Annotated in this window: 16 protein-coding genes and 1 tRNA gene; 11 read left to right on the plus strand and 6 right to left on the minus strand. The window is 32.5% G+C overall.

The genetic code is table 11. The features are described 5' to 3' along the window. Window positions 1-233: 233 nt before the first annotated feature. Entirely contained in the window at window positions 234-1,973 is a 1,740-nt protein-coding gene (locus tag MW871_RS08710; protein ID WP_248428275.1) for an aromatic amino acid hydroxylase, read from the plus strand. A 109-nt stretch (window positions 1,974-2,082) separates the two neighbouring features. On the opposite strand, the gene MW871_RS08715 is transcribed toward MW871_RS08710, so the two are convergent. The 3 genes from MW871_RS08715 to alaS form a co-directional block, all read right to left on the minus strand. Next, window positions 2,083-2,703 (minus strand): DUF4230 domain-containing protein, encoded by a 621-nt coding sequence (locus tag MW871_RS08715; RefSeq protein ID WP_188049532.1) that lies wholly within the window; start codon window positions 2,701-2,703, stop codon window positions 2,083-2,085. 2 nt (window positions 2,704-2,705) lie between these two features. Next, a complete protein-coding gene (locus MW871_RS08720) occupies window positions 2,706-3,662 on the minus strand; it encodes a GSCFA domain-containing protein (RefSeq protein WP_248428276.1) in 957 nt (318 codons plus the stop codon). 230 nt (window positions 3,663-3,892) lie between these two features. Then, window positions 3,893-6,556, minus strand: a complete 2,664-nt coding sequence (gene alaS, locus MW871_RS08725; protein ID WP_248428277.1) for an alanine--tRNA ligase — start codon at window positions 6,554-6,556, stop codon at window positions 3,893-3,895. A 306-nt stretch (window positions 6,557-6,862) separates the two neighbouring features. Between alaS and MW871_RS08730 the strand changes: the two genes are divergently transcribed. The 7 genes from MW871_RS08730 to MW871_RS08760 all read left to right on the plus strand — a co-directional run bounded on the left by MW871_RS08730 (window position 6,863) and on the right by MW871_RS08760 (window position 12,866). Further along, window positions 6,863-7,840: a M23 family metallopeptidase gene (locus MW871_RS08730; RefSeq protein WP_248428278.1), complete on the plus strand. Its 978-nt coding sequence runs from the start codon at window positions 6,863-6,865 to the stop codon at window positions 7,838-7,840. Window positions 7,841-7,893: 53 nt separating this feature from the next. Then, window positions 7,894-8,226, plus strand: a complete 333-nt coding sequence (locus tag MW871_RS08735; RefSeq protein ID WP_188049528.1) for a MerR family transcriptional regulator — start codon at window positions 7,894-7,896, stop codon at window positions 8,224-8,226. A 43-nt stretch (window positions 8,227-8,269) separates the two neighbouring features. Continuing rightward, on the plus strand, window positions 8,270-8,857 hold the full coding sequence (locus MW871_RS08740; protein ID WP_188049527.1) for a LemA family protein: 588 nt from the start codon (window positions 8,270-8,272) through the stop codon (window positions 8,855-8,857). A 91-nt stretch (window positions 8,858-8,948) separates the two neighbouring features. After that, the gene (locus MW871_RS08745; protein WP_188049526.1) at window positions 8,949-9,386 is read left to right on the plus strand and encodes a TPM domain-containing protein; all 438 of its coding nucleotides are present in this window, start codon (window positions 8,949-8,951) and stop codon (window positions 9,384-9,386) included. Further along, window positions 9,386-10,195, plus strand: a complete 810-nt coding sequence (locus MW871_RS08750) for a TPM domain-containing protein (protein ID WP_248428279.1) — start codon at window positions 9,386-9,388, stop codon at window positions 10,193-10,195. The genes MW871_RS08745 and MW871_RS08750 overlap by 1 nt, the downstream gene beginning before the upstream one ends. 175 nt (window positions 10,196-10,370) lie before the next feature. Continuing rightward, on the plus strand, window positions 10,371-11,450 hold the full coding sequence (locus MW871_RS08755) for an erythromycin esterase family protein (protein ID WP_248428280.1): 1,080 nt from the start codon (window positions 10,371-10,373) through the stop codon (window positions 11,448-11,450). A 414-nt stretch (window positions 11,451-11,864) separates the two neighbouring features. Beyond that, entirely contained in the window at window positions 11,865-12,866 is a 1,002-nt protein-coding gene (locus MW871_RS08760; protein ID WP_248428281.1) for a hypothetical protein, read from the plus strand. Between the two features lie 104 nt (window positions 12,867-12,970). Here MW871_RS08760 and MW871_RS08765 read toward each other — a convergent pair whose 3' ends face one another. Both MW871_RS08765 and der read right to left on the minus strand, forming a co-directional pair. Next, a complete protein-coding gene (locus MW871_RS08765) occupies window positions 12,971-15,760 on the minus strand; it encodes an outer membrane beta-barrel protein (protein WP_248428282.1) in 2,790 nt (929 codons plus the stop codon). Between the two features lie 94 nt (window positions 15,761-15,854). Continuing rightward, the gene (gene der, locus MW871_RS08770) at window positions 15,855-17,165 is read right to left on the minus strand and encodes a ribosome biogenesis GTPase Der (protein ID WP_188049521.1); all 1,311 of its coding nucleotides are present in this window, start codon (window positions 17,163-17,165) and stop codon (window positions 15,855-15,857) included. Window positions 17,166-17,271: 106 nt separating this feature from the next. Between der and MW871_RS08775 the strand changes: the two genes are divergently transcribed. Continuing rightward, window positions 17,272-17,769, plus strand: coding sequence for a hypothetical protein (locus MW871_RS08775; RefSeq protein WP_188049520.1), 498 nt, complete (start codon window positions 17,272-17,274; stop codon window positions 17,767-17,769). 235 nt (window positions 17,770-18,004) lie between these two features. On the opposite strand, the gene era is transcribed toward MW871_RS08775, so the two are convergent. Further along, a complete protein-coding gene (era, locus tag MW871_RS08780) occupies window positions 18,005-18,886 on the minus strand; it encodes a GTPase Era (protein WP_248428283.1) in 882 nt (293 codons plus the stop codon). A gap of 356 nt (window positions 18,887-19,242) precedes the next feature. Between era and MW871_RS08785 the strand changes: the two genes are divergently transcribed. Together MW871_RS08785 and MW871_RS08790 are read left to right on the plus strand one after the other, a co-directional pair. Beyond that, window positions 19,243-19,473, plus strand: coding sequence for a GIY-YIG nuclease family protein (locus MW871_RS08785; protein ID WP_248428288.1), 231 nt, complete (start codon window positions 19,243-19,245; stop codon window positions 19,471-19,473). A gap of 154 nt (window positions 19,474-19,627) precedes the next feature. Continuing rightward, a tRNA-OTHER gene (locus tag MW871_RS08790) sits at window positions 19,628-19,704 on the plus strand.

Raw genomic sequence — 19,704 nt, forward strand, 5'->3', positions numbered from 1 at the left:
TACCTGTAAAAACTAAATTAAAATTCATCGAAAATAAAAACTAACTCTCCTAGCCCAGATAGCAGTGGAAAGCATTTGGCAAAAAAAGACAATTTTTGTTGTTCTAATAAAGCGACTGTAAGAAGCTCTTATTAGGACTTACAAAAATGTATTTTTTTGCTAAATCTTGTAACGGATAGCTGGAAATAGCTCCTTAAAGTTGTACTTTTGACAAAAACTATAACGTTTTCGAGATGAGCACAACTATAGAAAGCAATCCGTTATTAGATCGGTTGCCAAAGCACTTAAGACAATTTATTAAACCTCAGGATTATAGCGACTATACACCAATTAACCAAGCAGTTTGGCGTTATGTAATGCGTAAAAACGTAAGTTACTTATCAAAAGTAGCACATAATTCCTATTTAGAAGGACTTAAAAAAACAGGAATTGAGGTAGATACTATTCCGAGTATGTACGGAATGAACCGAATTCTAACTGAAATTGGCTGGGCAGCTGTTGCTGTTGATGGATTTATTCCGCCCAATGCTTTCATGGAATTTCAAGCGTATAATGTACTCGTGATTGCTTCAGATATTCGTCAACTTGAACATATAGAATACACGCCTGCACCAGATATTATTCACGAAGGTGCTGGTCACGCCCCTATTATTGCCAATCCAGAATATGCAGAATATTTACGTCGTTTTGGAGAAATAGGTTGCAAAGCCATTTCTTCGCACAAAGATTACGAAATGTATGAGGCCATCCGATTACTTTCTATTTTGAAAGAAGCAGAAGGAACTCCACAAGCCAATATTGACGCTGCTGAAAAAGCAGTGGAAGATTTGCAGAATAACATGGGTGAATTGTCAGAAATGGCACAAATTAGAAATCTGCATTGGTGGACTGTAGAATACGGTTTAATAGGCACGGTAGAAAATCCGAAAATATACGGCGCTGGTTTACTTTCTTCAATTGGTGAAAGTGCGCATTGTATGACTAAAAAAGTAAAGAAAATCCCTTACGACATATCGGCAGCAAATCAGAATTTTGATATTACACAACTGCAACCGCAATTGTATGTAACTCCTGATTTTGCGTATTTGAGCTTAATATTAGAAGAATTTGCTAATAAAATGGCGTTGCGTACAGGAGGTTTATCGGGTATAAATAAACTGATACAATCAAATGCTTTAGGAACTATTGAGTTGAGCACTGGCATACAAGTTTCAGGAGTTTTTACGAATGTAATTGAAGCGAATGGAAAACCGGTTTACATTCAGACCACTGGAAAAACAGCTTTATCCTATAGAGAGAAAGAATTAGTAGGTCATGGAACGATTAATCATAAAGATGGTTTTGGTAGTCCCATTGGAAAACTAAAAGGCATCAATCTGGCTATAGAAGACATGAGTCCAAGAGATTTAAGTGCTTATTCTATTACTGAAAATGAAACGGTAACTTTAGATTTTGAAGGTGATATTACCGTAAAAGGAGAAATTATTACTGGTTCGAGAAACTTGCATGGCGAAATAATTTTAATCAGTTTTAAAAATTGTACTGTTACGCATGGAGAAACTATTTTGTTTCAACCAGAATGGGGTATTTATGATATGGCTGTTGGAAAAAAACTAGTTTCGGCTTTTTCAGGACCTGCAGATGCGACTAGTTTTGATTTGATTACTGCTGTTCCTAGTAGTACAACAATCAAAGCGCAGCAAAGCGCAGAACGTGATGATTTAGAAGTTTTGTATCAAACCGTACGATTGATTAGAGAATCAAAAGATACTACAACTTCTTTAGTTCCGATTTTTCAACAACTAAAAGAGAATCACCCAAATGATTGGTTGTTATCTGTTGAGATTGTTGAATTATTGAAAGATAGAAACGAACCAAATCTTTTGCAAGAGGTGAAAAATTATCTTGAAAATCTAAAACAAAGACGATCAGAAATTGCACACTTGATAAATGGCGGACTGGATTTGATATAAAAAAGAACGCTCATTTTCGCAGATTGCTCTAGTGAAAATAGATTATTTAAAATTAAACCGCATATTCTCAGATTAATTAATACACTGAGAATATGCGATTTTTTTTTACCTACAATTTAATTTGTTGTCCAAATTCCTTTTCACTTTCGATCACTTTTCCTTCGTATTTCAGTGTCCACCCTAATTGACTAGTCGTAATTAATAGTTTAGACAATTCGCTAATTAATCTGTTTTGAGCATTGGTTTTCAAAGTAGAACTTTCTATTTTTTTAGCTAAATTCGCTTTTACAGATTTGTTAATTTTGTTGTAATCTTCGCCAGTAAAAGGGTTCAGTTTACTTTGTTCTACATCATAAAACTTAATGTCTGGATTAATTTTTATTTCTTCTTTGGGAATATAAACAATCGTTATGGTTTTATTTTTCTCATCAATATCATATTTCATTTTATGTAAATCATAGGCAACTGTTACATCAGCATTTACGACAACGAGTGCTTTTTTCTCAAAAGAAAGCATGTTTAATAAATACTTTTCTTGATTTTTATAAGTAATCACTTCAGAGAAATGTCCCTCAGTAACAATTAGTTTTCCAACATTTAGAATTTGTTGCTGAATTAAGCCTGAGCCGTCTATAGTAGTTGTATTATCGTCTTTTTTAAATTCACAGTATTTGAATAATAGAAAAACAGTAATTATAATTCCGATGAAAATAAATAGTCTTTTTAGCATAATTAAAATTTCATGAATGGATTTTGAGTTTCTAATTTAGTGATTTTTTGGTTCAATTTAGACACAAATTTTAAGTGACTTTCAGATTGCGGATTAAATGGCCGGTGCATTAGTGATTTTTGAATATTCTCTACTTCCTCCATCGTGGTAAAAACTCCATCAGAAATAGTGGTTTCTTTAAAACGTTTCCAAATATAATCAATCGCTACTTGATTGGGGTGTAACATATCTTCGCTGTAAAAACGATAATCACGAAGTTCATCTATCATAATTTCGTAGGAAGGAAAGTATCCAGTATTTAATTTTAAATGTTCTGTTTGTATAACTTGATGAATTGAAGAAATTAAATTTGCTTTGCTCCATTGATTTTCAACAAAACCATCTTTGATGTGACGCACTGGAGAAACCGTAAAAATAACACAGCACTTTGAATTTACTTTTTGAATTAAATCTATTGTATTTCTAATAGATTTTTGAATAGTTTCTATTGACAAAATAGATTTCTCAAATTGTTTTTGAGGTACTTTATGACAATTGGCAACAACTTCATTGCTTTCTATATTTTTATAAACCCACGATGTACCATAAGTAATAATAACATGTGAAGCTTGTTCTATTGCTATTTTAGCAGATTGGACAACAGCATTTAATGAAACTAGCAATTCTTCTCTATCGGGATTACTTAAATCCGAATGCGCATCAAAACAATGCCACAATTCATTATGAAAGAAGATATCGTTTTCGGTAAATTGTTTTTTAGAAACAGCAAAATCAATAAATTTCTCAATAGCCAGAGGATGAAATAAAATCCCAAACGGATTGCAAGTATTTTGAAACTTGAAATAATCCAATTTTTCTGCCATATTCACTGCAAAACAAGAACCAAGAGAAACAATTTTCGAATTGTAATCTATAAGCCGATTACTTTTTGGAATAGGTATTGGAGTTCTGAAATTCATTTCACTTACTTTCTTACAAAGTTGAATAATTTAAACCAATAAAAAAACTCAAACATTTCGATTTAAAATAGAAACTGCCGATTTGTTTATTGTTATCAGGAGAAATGATTTAGCAAAACGGTAATAAGTGCTAAATTCAAGAGATTCTTTTCAATACGTCTTTACTACAAAAGCAAACAACCCTTTTAAAAACGAGTTCTAAAAGGGTTGTTTGTATTTATACATTTTTACTATTTCACAAAATCAATTGCTTTTTCTAATACCTCCTTAATTCCAGATACATTTTTACCTTTTCCTGATGCAAAAAAGGGTTGTCCGCCACCGTTTCCGTCTATGAATTTACCTAGTTCTCTAATTACATTACCAGCATTAAGTCCTTTTTGGCTAACTAATTCTTTAGAAATAAAGCAATGAATATTGGGTAAACCGTCTTCAATAGAAGCCAAAAACACAAACGAGCTCGGTGTTGCGCTTCCAATTGCCATAGCCAAATCTTTTGTGGCGCTCATTGATAAATTAACTTGTTTAGATAAAAAGTTAACCCCATTGATTTCTTGAAATTCAGTAACCAAAATATTTTTTAGTCCCTCAATTTTTTCTTTTACTAAATTTTCAATTTCTTTTTTGAATTTAGAATTCTCTTCTTGCATCGAATGAACCGCTTTCAAAATATCTTGTGGGTTTTTCAAAGCAACTTTCACTTCATTTAATGTGTTTTCTTGCGTAGCATAAAATGCTTTTACCGCATCACTCGTAATCGCTTCAATACGACGAATTCCTGCTGCAACTGCTCCTTCTGAAACAATTTTGAATTGCCAAATTTCCGCTGTATTTTTCACGTGTATTCCACCACACAATTCCATGCTTTCGCCAAATTTAATCGCTCGAACATGATCGCCATATTTCTCACCGAATAAAGCCATCGCTCCTTCTTCTACTGCTTGCGCAAAAGGAATATTTCTTCTTTCGATAAGTGGTAATTGCTCCTGTATTCTAGCATTAACAAAATCTTCCACTTGTTGCAATTCTGTTTCCGTCATTTTTGCAAAATGAGAAAAGTCAAAACGCAAATAGCTTGAATTTACCAAAGAACCTTTTTGCTCCACATGCGTTCCCAGAATACTTCTTAAAGCTTGATGCATTAAGTGTGTAGCCGAGTGATTTCTTGATGTTAAAGTTCTTAATTCTGTATTTACTTTGGCCACAAAACTTGCTTCAATGTTTTCAGGAAGTTGTTTTGTAAAATGTAGAATTAAATTATTTTCTTTCTTAGTGTCTATAATCTCAATAGTTTCATTAGCAGAAACCAATATTCCTTTGTCACCAACTTGTCCTCCTCCTTCTGGATAAAATGGTGTGTTGTCTAAAACTATTTGGTATAAAACTCCATCTTTTTTGCTATCTACTTTACGAATTCTCGTAATTTTCGCTTCGTTTTCAGTTTGGTCATAACCCACAAATGTTTCTACATTTCCAGGAATTAAAACTGACCAATCTTCGGTTGAAACTTCAGATGCTGCACGAGAACGCGCTTTTTGAGCTTGCATCGAAGCGTCAAATTCAGCCTCGTTGAAAGACATTCCTTTTTCTTTCAAAATCAAAGCTGTTAAGTCTTTTGGAAAACCAAAAGTATCATACAGTTCAAATGCTTTAGCTCCTGAAATCCTCCCCAACCCCTCCGAAGGAAGGGCTTTTTTAGTATCGGCAATAACTTTGTCTAATAACTGTAAACCTTGGTCTAATGTTCTCAAAAATGAAGCTTCTTCCTCACGAATCACATTCGTCACAAACGTTTCTTGCAATTTGATTTCTGGGAAAAATTCACCCATTTGGTTTGCTAAAACAGCAACTAATTGATTGACAAAAGGCTCTTTGATGTCTAAAAATGTAAAACCGTAACGAATAGCGCGACGCAATATTCTACGAATTACATATCCTGCACCAGTATTAGAGGGTAATTGTCCGTCAGCAATTGCAAAAGCAACCGCACGAACGTGATCTACAATGACACGAATAGCAATATTAGTTTTGTTTTGAGATTCTTCGCTAGCGCTCAGAATGACATCATTGGTAGTATATTTAGCTCCAGTAATTTGTTCTACTTTTTCAATAAGTGGGGTAAAAACATCCGTGTCATAATTAGAAGTCACTCCTTGCAATGCCATACACAAACGCTCAAATCCCATTCCGGTATCAACGTGTTTTGCAGGTAATTTTTCTAATGAACCATCGGCTTTACGGTTGAATTCCATAAATACGTTGTTCCAAATTTCAACCACTTGTGGATGATCATTGTTGACTAAACTTTTTCCTGAAACTGCTGCTTTTTCTTCAGCGGTACGTAAATCAACGTGAATTTCTGAACAAGGTCCACAAGGTCCTTGATCACCCATTTCCCAGAAATTATCTTTTTTATTTCCAAGAATGATTCGGTCTTCATCAATCAACTCCTTCCAGATATCCCAAGCTTCTTGATCGAAAGGTACATTTTCCTCTGCATTACCTTCAAAAACTGAAACGTATAAATTTTCTTTAGGAATTTTATACACTTCCGTTAAAAGTTGCCAAGCCCAATTGATTGCTTCTTTTTTAAAATAATCACCAAAAGACCAATTTCCCAACATTTCGAACATCGTATGGTGATACGTATCAAAACCAACATCCTCCAAGTCATTGTGTTTTCCTGAAACACGAAGACATTTTTGAGTATCGGCAATTCTATTGCTTTTTGGCGTTGCGTTTCCCAAAAAATATTCTTTGAACTGCGCCATTCCTGAGTTGTTGAACATCAAGGTTGGATCATCTTTTAGAACGATAGGCGCTGAAGGAACAATAAGGTGTCCTTGTGATGCGAAAAAATCTAGAAATTGTTTACGTACGTCTTGTGATTTCATATTTTTATTTTGGGCCACTAAACAAAGTGGTTAATTTATGTGTGATTCAGAATATCCTCTGCCCCAGATAGAAGTGGAAAGCTTTGCTGTTTTAAAATTTATTTTTTCTTGAGTTGACAGAGCGACCGGAGGAAGCTCCTGACGGCGCATTAGAAAAAAATATTTTAAACAGCGAACTTGCAACGGTTAGCTGGATAAGGCACATTAATATATTTATTCTCTAAAAAAGGCTGTTGCAAATGAAACATTTCTTAAATTTGTTCGTCTAACCTTTTTACAGTGTGCAAAAATAGGGTATTTTAAAATATGTCGAAAGTAAAATATTATTACGATTCCGAAAATCTAGCCTACCGAAAAATAAAAACACGAAAAAGAAAAAAAATTGGTGTTATAATCTTATTTTTAGTGGCTTCGGCTCTGTTTGGTATATTGAGTTTTATAATTTTATTAAACACACCTTATTTTGAAACACCAAAAGATCGTTTGCAAGCGCGTGAAATTGAAAATTTGAAATTGAATTATGCCATTTTGAATAAAAAAATAGAGCAGGCGAATCTTGTTATTGATGCTATAGAGGAGCGAGATAATAATGTGTATCGTGCTTATTTTAACAAAACGATTATTCCAGATTCTATTCGAAAAGCTGGATTACCTGGAATAAATAGGTATAAAAAATTGGAAGGATACAATAACTCGCAGTTGGTGATGAACACCACAAAAAGAATTGATGTGCTTAACAAAGAATTAGTCATTCAATCGAAATCATTGGATGAAATACTAAAATTAGCTGAAGCTAAAAGTGTTTTTCTAGCTGCAATTCCAGCTATACAGCCCGTTAGAAATGAAAACTTGAAACATTTGGCTTCTGGTTTTGGATACAGAACAGATCCATTTACTAAAGTAAGAAAAATGCACGAAGGCATGGATTTTACAGCCAAAACTGGAACTCCAATTTATGCAACAGGAGACGGAGTCGTTGCTAGAGCGGACAACAATGCATCTGGGTATGGTAATCATATCGTTATTCGGCACGGATTTGGCTACGAGACTTTGTACGCGCATTTAAGCAAATACAATATTCGGGCAGGGCAAAAAGTAAATCGTGGAGATATTATTGGATATGTGGGAAGCACGGGCAGATCTGAAGCGCCTCATTTGCACTACGAAGTTCATAAAGATCAAAAGGTAGTGAATCCTCTTAATTTTTATTACGGAAATATATCTGCAGTAGAATATGTAGCTATAGCAAAATTAGCGAATCAAGAAAATCAATCACTGGATTAACGATTACAGAGTTCAAGTCGATAGACCAGTAGAAATTATAAAGTAGAACAAACATGCACATTGAACTTTCAAAAGACAAAAGATATTATAGCATCGGAGAAGTAGCTAAAGCTTTTGATGTAAATGCCTCACTGATTCGTTTTTGGGACAATGAATTTGACATTTTAAAACCTAAAAAAAATGCTAAAGGAAATCGAATGTTCACTCCTGAGGATATTACTAATTTACAATTGATTTATCATTTGGTTAAAGAAAGAGGTTTTACCCTAGAAGGTGCTAAAACCCATCTAAAAGAGGGACAAAAGAAAACTTTAGATAAATTTGATATTATTAGAAAACTAGAAACCATACGAACACAATTAACCAATATTAAAAACGAAATTTAGATTTTAAAACAATAAATAAACACTAAACTTAAATTAAATAAACATGAAAAGATTTTTGCCTTGGATTATCGTAGCAGTTGTTGTCATAGTAATTTTTAGCTGGGTTAAAGGAATTAACAATACAGCCGTAACTTTAAATCAAACCGTAGAACAATCTTGGGGTGACGTTCAAACCGCTTACCAAAGAAGAAATGACTTAATCGGAAATTTAGTAAATACCGTAAAAGGTGCTGCCGAATTTGAAAAAGGAACCTTGACTGCTGTTATCGAAGCACGTGCTAAAGCTACTCAAGTAACAGTTGATCCTACGAATATCACACCAGAACAATTAGCCGAATTTAACAAAGCGCAAAGCGGAGTTAGCAGTTCATTATCAAGATTGTTAGTTACTGTTGAGCAATATCCTGATTTAAAAGCCAATGCTAATTTCTTGAAATTGCAAGATGAGTTAGCAAGCACTGAAAATCAAATTCTAACGGCTAGAACTCGTTTTAACGAAGCTGTTAAACCTTACAACACGCACATTAAAACTTTCCCAAATAGTATGTTTGCAGGAATGTTTGGATTTAAAGAAAAAGCTTATTTCAACGCTGTTGAAGGTGCTGATAAACCAGTAGAAGTAAAATTCTAAAAAATATTTTCAGTTTTTTGATTAACGATTTTGATTTTAGGATGCTATTTCTAACTTCAAAATCGTTAATCTTCATTCCTAAATTTTTCCCATGTCAAAAGTAGAAGATTTTTTAACCAAAGAAGAAGAACAAGAAATTGTTGCAGCTATTTGTACGGCTGAAAAAAATACTTCTGGCGAGATAAGAGTGCATTTAGAAAAAACCACTGCTCTTGATCCTTATGATCGTGCTCTAGAAGTTTTTAATCAACTTAAAATGGATCAAACCCAACTTCAAAACGGCGTTCTAATATATGTAGCCGTAAAAGACCGCAATTTTGTAATTTGCGGAGACAAAGGCATTAATGATGTCGTTAAAGAAGATTTTTGGAATTCTACTCGAGATGTAATTGTTGCTCATTTTAAAAATGGCAATTTCAAACAAGGGCTTATTGACGGAATCATTAAAGCGGGAGAACAATTACAACAGTATTTCCCTCATCTAGAAGGAGATAAAGATGAATTATCTAACGAAATATCAAAAGGATAATGATATTAAATAAAAAGATTACTTTAAATTCCTTAAAGTTAGTGATCTGTTTACTGCTTACACAGCTAAGCTTTGCACAGTTTACAATTCCAGAAAAACCTAGTTTTCAAACTTCAGTATATGATTACGCCAATGTGTTGAGCGCAACAGATAAGGCGCAATTAGAACAAAAGCTAATTCAATATTCTGATTCTACTACAACTCAAATTGTAGTGATAACTATTGAAAGCTTAAAAGGGGAAGATGTAAGCCAACTAGCAACCAAATGGGGTCAAACTTGGGGAATTGGCGGAACAGAAAAAGATGACAATGGCGTAATTATTTTATTGGCTAAAGCCGAAAAAAAAATAGCCATCAATCCCGGATATGGATTAGAAGACAGATTGACAGCAGGTATTGGCGGAGAGATCATTAGGAATATTATTTTACCTGAATTTAGAGCGGGTAGTTTTTACAATGGTTTAGACAAAGGTACCGATGCGTTAATTGATGTTTTTAAAGGAAAATACAAAGGAGAACGTAAAAAATCACAACAAAAAAATGACTTCCCTTTACTGCCATTTATAATTATTGTTATTGTAATACTGGTTTTATTATCAAGAAACAAAGGTGGCGGTGGTGGAAACTCAGGTAATAGTGGTGGTGGGCCAAGTTTATTAGATGCTATCATTTTAAGTAGTCTCGGCAGAAGTGGCGGAGGTGGCTTTGGTGGTTCTTCGGGAGGTGGTTTCGGAGGCGGCGGAGGTGGCTTCGGTGGCGGATTTGGCGGCGGAGGTTTCTCTGGCGGTGGATCTAGCGGAGGATGGTAAATAAAATATTAAAAAAACGCTACAAAACTGTAGCGTTTTTTTTTACCTCATCATTAACTATAATCAAAAATACAAAGTCATTTATCTGTTAGCAGTCAGTTAAATAAAAATGCTAATTTTATGAACTATTCTTTTGAATTAGAACTAAACTATCCAACTACTTATTATATAAAATATGAAGAAAAATATCGTTACATTAATATTAATTATTTTTTGTAATTCATGTTTGTTTAGTCAAAATAATGCTATTGTTAAAGCAATAAATGAGAACGCATTTCAACTTAACAATTCAGATCCCAACATCGATATTGATAAAGACGCTAAATTAGATAGTATATTTAATAAAGTAAGGATTTTTGGATTTGGTGAAGCAACACACGGAACAAAAGAATTTTTCAATTTAAAATTTAAGTTTTTTAAATACTTAGTTAAAAATCAAGGAGTTCGTAATTTTGCAATTGAGGCAAGTTATGCAAATTGTATTGCAATTAATAATTACATAAAAGGACAAAAAAATGATCCAAAAGAATTGCTGAAAAATATTGGATTTTGGATTTGGAACACTCAAGAAGTTTTAGAACTAATTGAATGGATGAAAAAATTCAACGTTGATAAAATTCAATCTAATCAAATAAATTTTTACGGAATAGATATTATGGATTGTTCAAATTCAGCTAAAATAATTTCTGAACATCTAACAGAAAATTTATATAAGAACAAAACTCAATATTTAGATATATTAAGTTTTTACACTATAAAAAATAATACTAAGTATTTAAATAAGAATATATTAAAGAACCATTTAATCGTGATGAATGAATTAAAAGAAATTTTAAAAAGTTCAGAAGTTAAAAACAAAGAATTATATATTAGCCTACAAAATTCAATTATTCAATATATAAATTTGTGCATAGATTATAGGCAAGAAATACGAGATAAAGAAATGTCAGAAAATATTAATCAAATATTACATTTTAATGGTAATGAGAGCAAAATATTTATTTGGGCACATAATTTTCATATTAAAAAAAACAATATCACCTATACAAATGACTACGCAATGGGTCATTTTTTAAAAGAAAAATATGGAAATGAATATTATAGTTTAGGATTTGATTTTGCTACTGGAGCATTTAATGCTTATAGCATTAAGAATAAAAAAATTGAAATATTTTCAATTACCGAACCAATGACTAAAACGAGTAGCAAGTTGTTTAACGAAAGCTCTTTTGATAGCTTTTTTTTTAGATTTTAATTCAATTAGTAAAATAGATATTTTGAATAATTATATAACTTCTAAAGTTAATTACCGAGGAATAGGCTCAACATACAATCCAAAAATGGTTGAAAATGAAAAACTCAAAGATGCTTATGATGGAATTATCTTTGTAAAACAAACCCAAGCATCAACACTGTTACTTAGATAATAAATTATGTTAAAATAAAAGTGCCAAACAAAATAAATAAACGACCGTACTGCTAACATACGTTTGAAGAGATTAGTGTTTTTATCATTTCTTGGTTCCGGCAGAAAATTCTCTTGCATAAAGCACCAAACTTGATGAAGCGCCAAGACATAAAGAGATTAAATAATAAAATAGTATTTTTCTTAACATAAATGTTTTAAAAATTAATTTTATATTTGAAAAATTAATTTTAACTACTGATAATGAAAAATATACAGATAAAAAGCTGCTTTTTTTTACTACTCTTAATTTATAGCACAAATAGCTATTGTCAATTTAGTGGTTGGAAAGAAAAAGCTTTAGAATTAGGAACATCTATTGGTGCAAAAAAACTTGGTCTAGATGAAGTCTTAAAAAAACCTGCCGCAATTACCACTTCTTTTGAAGATGTAAATCAAAGCGGATCTAAATTTCCTGATTTAATAATTGTGAAAAACGTACAACCTTTGTATTTACTCCCTAAAGCAACAAATGGTGGTTTTATACTTTGCGAAGGATTTTTTGAGATGACAAATAAAAGTTATTGCCTACATGCTGGAACCTTTTTACCTTCAAAAGGAGATGGTTATATGTACGCTCCCATTTTAGGACCAAAAAAAGACATTATAACATCCATACTTAAAAATGCAGAAAAACATCCTGAGATTAATCAAAATGACATTCAGGTTCTTTTATGGACAATTATAGCTAGAACACGTTTTTCAGATTATAGTGGCCAGGTAAAACTAACTGCAGTTGCTTTGTTAAGTCCAATAGAACTTACTCATCTAGAAGGTGGAATGCTGGAAATTTTACCAGCAAGCTTGATGAACAAAGCAAAATCTAAAATTCCAGACGGTGTACAAAATATTTTTGAAGCAGAAAATAAAATTAGACAATTGGTAGCTTCTGGAAATTACACTTATGCTGACATGGAAAAATATGCAATTATTGCTGGAATGGCTCCAGTAAGAAGTGATATCCCTAGCGGAATATGGTCTTTGCATGCTGATGGCTATTACATTCGCTATTTTCCGTCGGGATATTCAAAAACTAAAGTGCAAATTTATGTTCCTAAGGAAATTATCGCCTCTGGAAAATCTTTAATATATGATGCTACAAATGACATTGCTTGTCCTGCCAATACGGGATCACAACGACTGGCTCAGACAAATGAACCTTTAGACCCAAACTATTCTATTAAAATAAAAGTTAATTGTAAATAATATAATACTAACTAATATTTATAAAAAAGTCCCGACACAATCGGGACTTTTTTTGCTTTATGGTTGCAAAGAGCACTAAAACTGAAACTAATTTTTTCTGTTTTTTAGTGAAAAATCATTCTGTTTCCAGATGGTTTTTCCTTAGCACCAAATTTATTCAACTTATAAGTCAATGAAAACATCAAATATCTTTTTAAAACAGTATTTTCTTCATCCCTTATATTTGTTGGAGAAATGGTTCTTGTGGCACTCTGGTTTTGATTTAAAACATCATACACTTTAACTTTAGCAGTCATTTTTTTATCAAAAAAACTATAAGACAAACTGGTATTCCATAAATAAAAATCTTTCTTGAAACCATCTGCAATATTCGAGTTGTAGGTATATCCAAAATCATTTCCAAAAACCCAGTTTTTAGGCCAATAATTAGTAGTTTGTATATTAAAACGATGAATAACACTTGACGCACTGCTAATTCTATAATTGGTATATTTAGAATCATTGTATGTAAAATTATAAGTTGGATTTATCGATAGTAATTCGCCATATTCATAAGTAAAATTCACTTTAGGATTCAATCTCAATGTATTCGCTTCAAAAGATGCTCCGTTGACAAATCCTTTTGATAAACCATAATTGGAATTAAAACTAACACCATATTTAAAATTATGTGCTTCTTTTTTTATAGATTTATTCCAATTGGCTCCAAACCAAGAAGAATACGTTCCAGATACATTTTCAAAAGTGGTAATATCCTTTATGTTAGAATCATAAAGTACCGAAGAAACTACTTGATCCTCATATAAGTTTCCTCCAAAATAAATAGAATAGCCCGATCTAGTTGCATAATCATAATTTCTAAAACTTAAATATCCCCATTGATTACGACTAGGTTTTAAATTTATATTTCCTATTGTAGTACTCAATGGATTAGATAAATCCTCAACGGGTAAAACTTCGCGTGCTTCAGGAAAATCAACATCATAACTGTAATTAAGATAAATAGATTTTGATTTACTCAATTTATAACTAAGTCGTCCGTTTAAATAAGGCAACACGTAATTTGAAGTTAAATTAGAATTAGTACCTAAATAAAAGGAATTGGCATTATAAGTAACTATTGATGGACCAGAACTAAAGCTTAAATTAAATTTTTTCTTCTCTAATGAAAAACCTACTTCTGGACGAAAAGCTTTTTTATTTGAACTCAAATGATTTGTTTGTTCAGCATTTAAATCAGAATAACTTTGAGAATTCGCATCAAAATCAAATGTATTTCTTTGGTCTACTTTTGATTCAGTACTATAAACAATTCCAAATTTTACATTTAAAGAATCTGTAATAGGCTCTGCATATTCAATTTCGGAAGTATAAACGTCTTTGGTATTTCTATTAATTCTAATTTGATTTCTTACAATATCAGGATCTGAATTAAGGAAGAACATTGTATTGGTTTTATTTAAGGAACTTAAATCCTCTTTTGAATTTTCATTGTCAAAAGAAAGACTTAAAAAGCGTCCTTTTTTCTTGAATTTCTTATTAAAATTAATAGCATTGCTAAATCCTAATCCATCACTTTCGTCAAAAATTTGAGCCACATTACTATTTACAAGTTCACCGGCTTCATTAAATGATTTTTCTGCAGAATTGTTGCTGTATTTGGTATTTGATTTGGTAAACTTAGGCGCTACGAAAATAGTGGCTGTTGAATCTATTTTATATTCGACTTGAAAATTTAAGTTGTGACAAAAGCTCTCCGAATTTGTTATCGCTTCTGATTCTCTATTTATATTTCCTGTGGGAAGAAGTGTAATCATTTTGGTTCTATTGCGATTATCTGAATTAGAATTAGAAAAAAAGTAACTACCACTAGTTTCAAAATCCTTAATTAATTCATCCGAATAATTCAGACCTAACATACTAGACCGAGTTATTCCTTTGCCAGCACCATAGCGATTTCCGTTTATTGTAAAACTGCCACCGTCAGAGTTATAAGACATAGAACTGTTTCTTCCGCCTCCCATATTATCAAAAATTTCATCCATAGAAAAGCCTATAGAATTGATATTATTGGCCGAAGCTAACACGCTTATTTTTCTTTTGTTCTTAAAATAATTTATTAATGCGCTACTCTCATAACGATCTCCGGTACCGTAACCTCCCATAAATTTTCCAAAAAATCCTTTGTTTTTATCTTCATCGATAGTTAGGTTAATACTGGCATTATTAGAGGTAGAAGCTTCTTTGTTCAACTCTTCTTTCTTGGTTTTGGTATCGGTTATTTGAACTTTATTGATAATATCCGAGGGCAAACTTTGCAGGGCAATTTTACCATCTTTATTAAAAAAAGGTTTCCCATTTACTAAAATCTGGTTTACTTCTTTTCCATTAACGGTGATTTTACCATCAGTACCAATCTCTACGCCAGGTAACTGTTTTAGTAAAGTTTCTACATTAGCATCTGGACGAATTTTAAATGACGATGCATTAAATTCTAAAGTGTCTTTTTTTATTCGAATCGGTGGTGCATCATTTTTTATAATGACCTCATTCAAATTATTTTGGTTTTCAATCAAGTTTAAAATTCCAAAATCTCTATCTTCAGTCAGAGTTTGTATTTCCTTTTTTAGAGTTTCATAACCCATATAGGAAATTTTCAAAAAAAATGGTTTGTTAATTTTTTTAATATCCATTTTAAAAAACCCATTTTTATCAGAAATAGTATAATCTATAACTGCGGAATCTTTTACTGAAGTCAAAAAAACTGTCGCAGCCTCAATGGGTACTTTAGTATTGTTATCTAGAATTTTTCCCTTTAGCGTTATCGTGCTGTTCTGGGCAAATGAAGAAATAGTTAATAAGAAAGATAAAATTAGAAAGTATTTTTTTTTCATAAATAAAAAAATTCGCTGTTAATGATTTTAAAATCAACAGCGAATTAAGTTATTTATTACTAGACAATGTAATTTCTTACAACAAATTTAACATTTATTTCTCTCTAATGTAGATGTCAATTGGCACTCCTGAGAAATCCCAATTTTCTCTAATTTTATTTTCAAGGTAACGTTTGTATGGTTCTTTTACATATTGAGGCATATTAGCAAAAAACACGAACTGTGGCGTTTTAGTAGGCAATTGCATGCAATATTTAATTTTTACATATTTTCCTTTAGTAGCAGGTGGCGGATACGCTTCAATAACTTTCAACATAAATTCATTGAACTTTGAAGTAGCAATACGCTGTTGTCTACTTTCAAAAACTTTTACAGTCGCTTCTAATGCTTTCAATAAACGCTGTTTTGTTAAAGCAGAAACAAAAAGAATAGGCACATCCGTAAATGGCATTAATTCTTCTCTGATTTTCTCTTCGTAATCACGAGTTGACATCGTTTCTTTTTCGACTAAATCCCATTTGTTAACCAAAATCACTACTCCTTTTCTGTTTTTCTCAGCTAACCAGAAAATACTTTGATCTTGCCCTTCAAAACCACGAGTGGCATCAATAATAAGGATACAAACATCTGCATGCTCAATGGCACGCACGGAACGCATCACCGAATAAAATTCTAAATCTTCCTTCACTTTAGCCTTACGACGGATTCCGGCCGTATCAACCAAGTTAAATTCGAAACCAAAACGGTCAAATTTTGTATCTATAGAATCACGAGTAGTACCCGCAATGTCAGTCACAATATACCTGTCTTTTCCAATCAATGCATTGATAAAGCTTGATTTACCAGCGTTAGGACGACCAACAACAGCAAAACGTGGCAATACAATTTCTTCTTGAGTTGGTTCTGGTTTTATAGGAAACGCATCAATAACAGCATCCAATAAATCTCCAGTTCCACTTCCTGAAATACTCGCAAAAGTATAATACTCCCCTAAACCAAGATTGTAAAACTCTATGGCATCTTTCTCACGCATGGCATTATCTACCTTATTTACAGCCAGTAAAACAGGTTTTGTCACCTTGCGAAGTAGTTTTGCAACCGCATCATCCATAGGAGTTATTCCCTCTTCTACATCCACCACAAATATAATTACATCGGCCTCATCAATCGCAAGTTCTACTTGCTTGCGGATTTCTCCTTCAAAAACGTCATCAGAACCGCGTACATAACCTCCGGTATCAATTACAGAAAACTCTTTTCCGTTCCACTCGCTTTTACCATAGTTTCTATCTCTGGTAACTCCAGAAACTGAATCTACAATAGCTTCTCTTCTTTGTATCAGCCTATTAAAAAGGGTCGATTTCCCTACATTAGGTCTTCCTACTATCGCAACAATGTTATTCATAAGTATTTATTCAAATATTTTGCAAAGGTAGTGTTAAATAGATTGACTATCAATTTTTTTATATATTAGCGCACCTTTACCTTTTGAACCAACCAATTATACCAACATGAACACTAATAATGAAATGAGACTTCGCTTGCGATTTTATAAAGATGTGCTGATAAACCCTTCTGTTTTAATACAAAAATTTAATACTTTTAAAATTGCACCCTCAGAAGATTACACCATAAAAACTAGAGGAACACATGTTTGGATTTTTATACAGGGCAGTAAAAAAACTTATTATTCGCCCCATTTACATCTAGAATTTGAATCAAAAGGCGAAAACGAAACACATATTAGAGGTTTATTTGGTCCCGATCCTACTTTATGGACCTTCTTCATGTTTTTACACTTTATAATTGCAGGTGTTTTTTTAATTTTTAGTGGCATCGCCTACTCCAACTCTGTACTCAAAAAAAGTTACACCTTCGACTTAGTCGTACTGGCATTAATGGTTATATCGTGGTTTCTTCTTTATTTCATAGCGAAACAAATTCGAAGTAACGGAAACGATCAAACTCACGAATTAGAAAAAGTATTTTTAGAAATCCTAGAATCGTAATCTTCAGAAGCTAATCCAGCACGCCATTGCAACTCCTCGTTCACAAAGCAATTGTTGCAAAGTGCTTGCAGGAGCTTCCTATGGTCGCTCTGCAACCACAGCAACAATATCCTTTTTTCACTGTGGGGTTTTCATTTCGATCTGGGCTAAAAAAAAATCAGTAGCAGAGAAAAACTCCAATACTGATTTTATGTATATTTATAAAAAAAACAAGCTTTAATCGCTACTAATTAATCTATTGGTTGTAACCAAAACGTTTTAACATATTTGCATTGCTTCTCCAATTTTTATTTACTTTCACGTACAATTCAATATGTATTTGTTTACCAAAGAATTTTTCTAAATCAGCACGAGCCTCCGTTCCTACTTTTTTCAAAGCCGCTCCTTTATGACCAATAATAATTCCTTTTTGAGTATCTCTTTCCACCATTATTAGAGAACGAATTCTGATAATGTTTTCATCCTCAAAAAATTCTTCCGTAACAATTTCTACTGCATAAGGAATCTCTTTACTGTAATTCAATAAGATTTTCTCACGAATCGTTTCATTCACAAAAAAACGTTCCGGCTTATCTGTCAATTGATCTTTAGGATAATAGGCTGGAGATTCTGGTAACAATTCGATAATCCTTCCAAAAACTTCCGGAACATTAAAGTTCTGCAAAGCAGATATTGGAAAAATCTCTGCATTAGGAACCTTAGCCGTCCAGAAAGCCACTTGTTCTTCCAATTGCTCTTGATTGGAATTGTCAATTTTATTCAATAATAAAAGGACAGGAATTGTAGCGTCAATGATTTTATTAAAGAAAGCTTCGTCTTTTAAATCTTGCTCTCCAATTTCAACCATATAAATTAAGATATCAGCATCTTCAAAGGCAGATTTAACGAAGTTCATCATCGAGGCTTGCATTTCGTAAGCCGGTTTGATAATTCCAGGAGTATCCGAAAGGATCAATTGAAAATCCTCCCCATTTACGATTCCAAGAATCCTATGACGAGTTGTTTGTGCTTTAGAAGTAATGATAGACAATCTTTCCCCTACGAAAGCATTCATTAAAGTGGACTTCCCAACATTTGGATTTCCTATGATATTTACAAAACCTGCTTTATGTGACATTTTAATATTATATTTATTGTGCAAAGGTAGTTATATCAAGTCAATAGATGAAAGAAAACATTTTTTAAAATTTTTCGTTGTTTTTACCTAAACTCGACGTATTTTGCATCCTACACATCGAGGCATAAAGCATTAGGCAGCTCATCGGGATCATATCCGCCACAGCGGACACAGGTTCGAGTCCTGTTCCCGCTAATATGTAGCCTTATTGAGATTACAAAACGCACATCGCGGGATAGAGCAGTAGGCAGCTCGTCGAGATCATATCCGCCGCCGCGGACTAAACAAAGAAATTTACACACGTTACTATTTTTTTATTTTATTCTCTTTTTCAGAATAAAGAATTTGTTGTTTATATCGTTTATTCTGAAAAATTCAATAAAAATTATACTGGTTTTACTTCTAATTTAATAGAAAGATTTAAATCTCATAATTTTCTTGGGACAAAAGGTCATACTTTAAAATTCAGACCTTGGAAAGTTATTTATGTTGAATTTTTCCCTTCCAAAGCCGAAGCAATGAAAAGAGAAAAGTATTTAAAAACTGGAATTGGAAGAGAATTTATTAAAAATTTAATCCACAACTAATAACCTAATTAACTCCCATTATTGAGATTGAGCAAAGATTCTAATAAACTTTATTCCTCAAAGCTAATTATATCAAGCTAATACAAAAAATAAAACATTTTTTAAAGTTTTCCTTGTTTTTACCTAAACTCGACGTATTTTGCATCCGACACATCGCGGGATAGAACATTAGGCAGCTCATCGGGATCATATCCGCCACAGCGGACACAGGTTCGAGTCCTGTTCCCGCTA

This window comes from Flavobacterium pygoscelis (assembly GCF_023162025.1).
GTDB lineage: Bacteria > Bacteroidota > Bacteroidia > Flavobacteriales > Flavobacteriaceae > Flavobacterium > Flavobacterium pygoscelis.

Bases quoted from the DNA above. Each gene is read 5' to 3' on its own strand.
- MW871_RS08760 (WP_248428281.1), top strand. From the start codon at position 11,865: ATGAAAAATATACAGATAAAAAGCTGCTTTTTTTTACTACTCTTAATT.
- MW871_RS08730 (WP_248428278.1), top strand. From the start codon at position 6,863: ATGTCGAAAGTAAAATATTATTACGATTCCGAAAATCTAGCCTACCGA.
- MW871_RS08745 (WP_188049526.1), top strand. From the start codon at position 8,949: ATGTCAAAAGTAGAAGATTTTTTAACCAAAGAAGAAGAACAAGAAATT.
- der (WP_188049521.1), bottom strand. From the start codon at position 17,165: ATGAATAACATTGTTGCGATAGTAGGAAGACCTAATGTAGGGAAATCG.
- MW871_RS08715 (WP_188049532.1), bottom strand. From the start codon at position 2,703: ATGCTAAAAAGACTATTTATTTTCATCGGAATTATAATTACTGTTTTT.
- MW871_RS08775 (WP_188049520.1), top strand. From the start codon at position 17,272: ATGAACACTAATAATGAAATGAGACTTCGCTTGCGATTTTATAAAGAT.
- MW871_RS08710 (WP_248428275.1), top strand. From the start codon at position 234: ATGAGCACAACTATAGAAAGCAATCCGTTATTAGATCGGTTGCCAAAG.
- MW871_RS08720 (WP_248428276.1), bottom strand. From the start codon at position 3,662: ATGAATTTCAGAACTCCAATACCTATTCCAAAAAGTAATCGGCTTATA.
- MW871_RS08755 (WP_248428280.1), top strand. From the start codon at position 10,371: ATGAAGAAAAATATCGTTACATTAATATTAATTATTTTTTGTAATTCA.
- alaS (WP_248428277.1), bottom strand. From the start codon at position 6,556: ATGAAATCACAAGACGTACGTAAACAATTTCTAGATTTTTTCGCATCA.
- MW871_RS08765 (WP_248428282.1), bottom strand. From the start codon at position 15,760: ATGAAAAAAAAATACTTTCTAATTTTATCTTTCTTATTAACTATTTCT.
- MW871_RS08735 (WP_188049528.1), top strand. From the start codon at position 7,894: ATGCACATTGAACTTTCAAAAGACAAAAGATATTATAGCATCGGAGAA.
- MW871_RS08740 (WP_188049527.1), top strand. From the start codon at position 8,270: ATGAAAAGATTTTTGCCTTGGATTATCGTAGCAGTTGTTGTCATAGTA.
- MW871_RS08750 (WP_248428279.1), top strand. From the start codon at position 9,386: ATGATATTAAATAAAAAGATTACTTTAAATTCCTTAAAGTTAGTGATC.
- era (WP_248428283.1), bottom strand. From the start codon at position 18,886: ATGTCACATAAAGCAGGTTTTGTAAATATCATAGGAAATCCAAATGTT.